8 protein-coding genes are annotated in these 4,147 nt (G+C 45.8%); 7 read left to right on the top strand and 1 reads right to left on the bottom strand.

Annotated features, from left to right (window positions below):
• Positions 1 to 7: 7 nt before the first annotated feature.
• Entirely contained in the window at positions 8 to 1,033 is a 1,026-nt protein-coding gene (locus DWW10_RS25715) for a replication initiation protein (protein WP_004295509.1), read from the bottom strand.
• Positions 1,034 to 1,445: 412 nt separating this feature from the next.
• Here DWW10_RS25715 and DWW10_RS25710 point away from each other — a divergent pair, with 412 nt between their 5' ends.
• The 7 genes from DWW10_RS25710 (at position 1,446) to DWW10_RS25680 (ending at position 4,119) form a co-directional block, all read left to right on the top strand.
• Positions 1,446 to 1,697 carry a hypothetical protein gene (locus DWW10_RS25710; protein ID WP_004295507.1) on the top strand — a complete coding sequence of 84 codons (252 nt, stop codon included), beginning with the start codon at positions 1,446 to 1,448 and terminating at the stop codon, positions 1,695 to 1,697.
• Positions 1,694 to 1,969: a type II toxin-antitoxin system YoeB family toxin gene (locus tag DWW10_RS25705; RefSeq protein ID WP_004327436.1), complete on the top strand. Its 276-nt coding sequence runs from the start codon at positions 1,694 to 1,696 to the stop codon at positions 1,967 to 1,969. The genes DWW10_RS25710 and DWW10_RS25705 overlap by 4 nt, the downstream gene beginning before the upstream one ends.
• 10 nt (positions 1,970 to 1,979) lie before the next feature.
• Positions 1,980 to 2,177 carry a hypothetical protein gene (locus tag DWW10_RS25700; protein ID WP_004295503.1) on the top strand — a complete coding sequence of 66 codons (198 nt, stop codon included), beginning with the start codon at positions 1,980 to 1,982 and terminating at the stop codon, positions 2,175 to 2,177.
• Between the two features lie 192 nt (positions 2,178 to 2,369).
• Complete coding sequence (gene mbpA / locus DWW10_RS26640; protein WP_004327437.1) at positions 2,370 to 2,669, top strand: mobilization protein MbpA; 300 nt, start codon at positions 2,370 to 2,372, stop codon at positions 2,667 to 2,669.
• Entirely contained in the window at positions 2,666 to 3,460 is a 795-nt protein-coding gene (mbpB, locus tag DWW10_RS25690; RefSeq protein WP_007560590.1) for a mobilization protein MbpB, read from the top strand. The genes mbpA and mbpB overlap by 4 nt, the downstream gene beginning before the upstream one ends.
• Positions 3,417 to 3,869: a mobilization protein MbpC gene (mbpC, locus tag DWW10_RS25685; RefSeq protein ID WP_004295511.1), complete on the top strand. Its 453-nt coding sequence runs from the start codon at positions 3,417 to 3,419 to the stop codon at positions 3,867 to 3,869. Before mbpB ends, mbpC begins: the two co-directional genes overlap by 44 nt.
• Positions 3,870 to 3,888: 19 nt before the next feature.
• Complete coding sequence (locus DWW10_RS25680; RefSeq protein WP_004295510.1) at positions 3,889 to 4,119, top strand: hypothetical protein; 231 nt, start codon at positions 3,889 to 3,891, stop codon at positions 4,117 to 4,119.
• Positions 4,120 to 4,147 lie beyond the last annotated feature (28 nt).

Below are 4,147 nucleotides of genomic sequence, written 5' to 3'. Positions count from 1 at the left end.
AATCTTGTTACTTATCCTTGATTTTCCCTTTAAGGGCGTTTATAATCCACCCTTTCGGATTGTTCTTTTCTCGTGATTTTCCGTTTAGGAGAGCCAGTTCTCCGATAAGGTCGGTTATCTTTTCTTGTGCCGTTATGAATGTCTCTTTGTTCCGGTTTATCTCTTCCGATGTGAAGCCGCAGGAATAACGGAGGTACTCGTACACATGGCTGTCTATCTGATATCGTGCTGTAACCTTTGCTTGCAATTCTTTCCCTTCCAGTTCTTCATCTCTGAACTGTGGTTGATAGACCGGGTAGAACCTAAACCCGGTCACCTTGCTACGTTTGTTGTTTGGGTTTTCACGCACTTTCACGTAGTTGAAAGTGTATGGGCAGCTCTCATCAAGCGCAGCCTTTGCTGGTTTCAAAACTCTTTCCTCAAAATGATCTATTCTGTCTTTTCCGTTCTTGTCCTTGTATTTGTCCGCAGGTATGCCAAGACGGTCTTTCAAGTTTTCAAGGGATATATCCAAAGGGTACACCTGCCCACTCATTAACATGTAAAACCTAAGGGAATACCCAGTAGGTAGCGCAAGAGCCTTGTTTAACTCAAATTCTCTGTACCCCTTGGCGAACTTGGTAAACACATCCCAAAGGTCGTTAGACACACGAAAGGTTATAATGCCAGTGCGTTTTTTATATTTTGGGTTAGATATAAATCCGCACTTCCACCATTCCTCGTCATCTTCGTAAGTAAAAAAACGTCCTGCCAAAGAATCGAGTGCGGCTATGATTTCATTGTAATCACGTCCGGAAAAAATAACGTCAGATACATGCATTTGTGCATCAACATCCCAAAGTCCATGCTCAAACTTGCGTTTCGTGCCTGCATAATCTTTCAGTTTTACTCCCTTTAGTTCAGCTTGGCACGCTTCCAGTATGCGAAGAACTATTCTTTGTTCGTGTATGGACATGTCTTGCTGTTTTGACCATGTATATACCCATGAAACAACAACATCTTTATTCTTGGTAATAGGTAGTTTCTTTTTCATAAACGATTGATTTGCTGCAAATATACACAATCCCCACATTAAAACAAAAAAAGAGGGGTAAAACTCCCAAAGTGTGGGGACTAATTTACTTTTAAACTCCCAAAGTGTGGGGACTAAACTCCCAAAGTGTGGGGAAACACATGTTCTAATCCCTTTATTTATGGGCGTTTGCGAAGAAGTGATAGAGCATATTACAGACGATGCTTATAACAGACAAGGGGAATTTATAGAGCTAAGTGGTTGATTTACTGTCGGAAAAAGAAAAACGATAGGGAAAAAGAGCAAAGCAAAACCAACCAACGGGCGGTAGGATTGGAAACGGGTTTTTATGGCGTGTACACGTTTGTGTACAAAATGTTTGTATTTTATTGAAATATAGCTATCTTTGTGCTGAATTTAAAAGCAAACAGATATGGAAGCATTATCAGTAAGAGAATACCGTAACAACCTCGCAGCGTCTTTCACCAAAGCTGACAATGGCGAGCAGGTACTAATTCGCAGGAAAAACGAGATTTACGCTTTGGTAAAAGTTGGTCGTGAAGATTTGATGATAACCCCGGAGCTGCAAGCAAGGATTGACAAGGCAAGGGAAGAAATCAAATCCGGAAAGTGTGTTACCCTCAAAAGCAGTGAGGATATTGACGCTTATTTCGATAGTCTATGATGTACACAATTAGGGTTTCCGACGGGGTGGATAAGGTGATTGCCAAATGGAAGAAATCAAACCCCAATTTGTTCAAGAAGTATAAGAAAATCTACAAAGAATTGTTAGAGCACCCTAAGACTGGGCTTGGGCATCCCGAAGCGTTAAGGGGCGGTGGGGATATTACATGGTCTCGACACATTACCGCCCATGACCGGATAATCTATGACATTTACGAGGAAGTGGTAGAAGTCTACATCTTGGAGGTAGAGGGGCATTACAACGATAAATGATAAAACTGTTATGGTCGAATATTGTGTTTACTGGTTAGAGAACGGCGAGCCTATGCACGAGGTGTTCTCTTCTCTTGCCGCCGCCGAGATGTACTCATGTGCGATAAGAGGGAAAGAAAACATTGAATGGGTGGAGGTGTCCGAAGAAGAAACCATTGATTTGGACGAACTGGAAGACATGTTCCCGGATGACTTCTGCGGCGTGTAATCCCCTTGGGTAGAAATGGGGTAGAATTTGTTAGGCTGTGGGGGATTTTCTAACACGCCGGGGCTTTTTGCTGGGCGGTTGGCGTGGATGTATTCCCATGCGGCATGTGTATATATAGCAAGAAGTGTCCTTGTCGGACAATTCTTGCTTTTCTCGCTTTGCTCAAAAAGATTTTAAGATTACCTTTGTGGCATGGAACTAAGACGGAACGAAAAGATTACATTCCGGTGTACCGAACTTGAAAAGGACGCACTTGCGGAGCAGGCAGCCCGGTGCAGTCTAAGCGTATCGGAATACTGCCGGAGTTTGTCCCTTGGGGGGCGCCCAAGGGAGAGGTACACCGAGGAGGAACGGCAGCTTCTCCGGGACATAGCCCAGTTGAAAGGAACGCTCCAACGGCTGAACAACTACTTCGGTGGTCGCCAGTACCGGGAAGTGTTCGAGGAGAACCGGGCACTAATTACAGAGCTCAAAAAAATACTCTCACGATGATAGGGAAAGGGAAAAGCATATCACATGGTGTGGCGGCATTGGAGTACGACCTCGCCAAAGAGATAAACGGGCAGGCAGTAGCCACCGAGATAGCCCGGCATGAACTTTATGGGTGTACTGGTGCGGAAATGGTGCAGGAAATGAAACCGTATCACATTGATTTTCCGAACGTAAAAAACAACTGCCTACGTTTCGAGGTCAGCCCCTCGATAGAGGAAAGCGCCACCTTTACGGATGCGGACTGGGCGGAACTTGGTAACGACTTCATGCAGCGCATGGGGTTGGCGAACCACCAGTACATCATCATCCGGCACAGCGGTACGGAGAGCAAGAAAGAGCAAGCCCACCTGCACATACTGGCAAACCGGGTTTCCCTTTCCGGGGAACTGTACCGGGACAACTGGATAGGGAAAAAGGCAACGGAAGCCGCCAATGCCATAGCCAAGGAACGGAACTTTGTACAGTCGCAGGACATTGGCAAAGTCAACAAAGCGGAAATCAAGGAAGCCATGGACGGCGTATTGAAGAAGATGCAGGGCTTTGACTTTACCAAATTCAAGGAAGAACTTGGTAAGAGAGGTTTTAAAGTCCGGGAAGCCAGGGCAAGCACCGGGAAACTTAACGGCTACTATGTCACAGCCCGAAGCGGTACGGAGTATAAGGCAAGCGAGATAGGGAAAGGCTACACTCTCGCCCATATCGAGCGGACACAAAGCAAACTGAAGTGCAACTCAATGAACATATCTCATGGAAACAAACTCACACCCGGAAGCGGCAGCTTCCAACGTTAAGCAGGGACAGTACAGCCCCCGGAAAAGAAAAGATACAACGCCAAGGGTAAACCCGCAGCTTGCGGTAGAACTGGTGTATCAAGAACTAAAGCGTGTTGAAGTCTATACGAAGCGCATAGAGGACGCAACAGCCCGAAAGGTACAAATAGACGGGAAAAGCCTTGAAAGTGCCGAAAATCGCCTAAAAAACGTGTTGGCGGACTTTGAACGGCAGGGGTACAGAATGAAAAACGGCGGTTATGTGGACAAACGAATTTCGTTCTACTCAATCCTTTGTGCTGTTATCTCCCTATTGTTCGCTTGTTTCATGTGCTATCTTTGGACGGATGCAGCCAAAGACCGGGACAACTACAAGCAGTATTATGAATACTACCAAGAGCAGGCAAGGGAACAAAAGGGGAATAAATAAACATCTAACTTTACGAATTATGGGAACAACGGAACACGAAGAACCCCGGTTCTTCTTCATACTGAACAAGGGTGCGAAGTCCGGCGGCGAAATCACCCATGCCGTCCTAAACGGTAGTATCGTTTCGAAGCCGGCAGGCTGGGACGCCTTTCATGGGCTTGCACTGGCGAGAGAGAAACTAAGCAGCGAGGAAATACAACAGCAGATGAAAGAACTTGGTGTAGAAATGGAAATCGTTCCTCTGATTTGACAAGATTACCCGGAGTGTTTCAGCCGGG

It is taken from the genome of Bacteroides intestinalis, from assembly GCF_003464595.1.
GTDB lineage: Bacteria > Bacteroidota > Bacteroidia > Bacteroidales > Bacteroidaceae > Bacteroides > Bacteroides intestinalis_A.
Note: the sequence above shows the minus strand (reverse complement) of the source record. Positions and strands in the feature narration are given on the sequence as shown.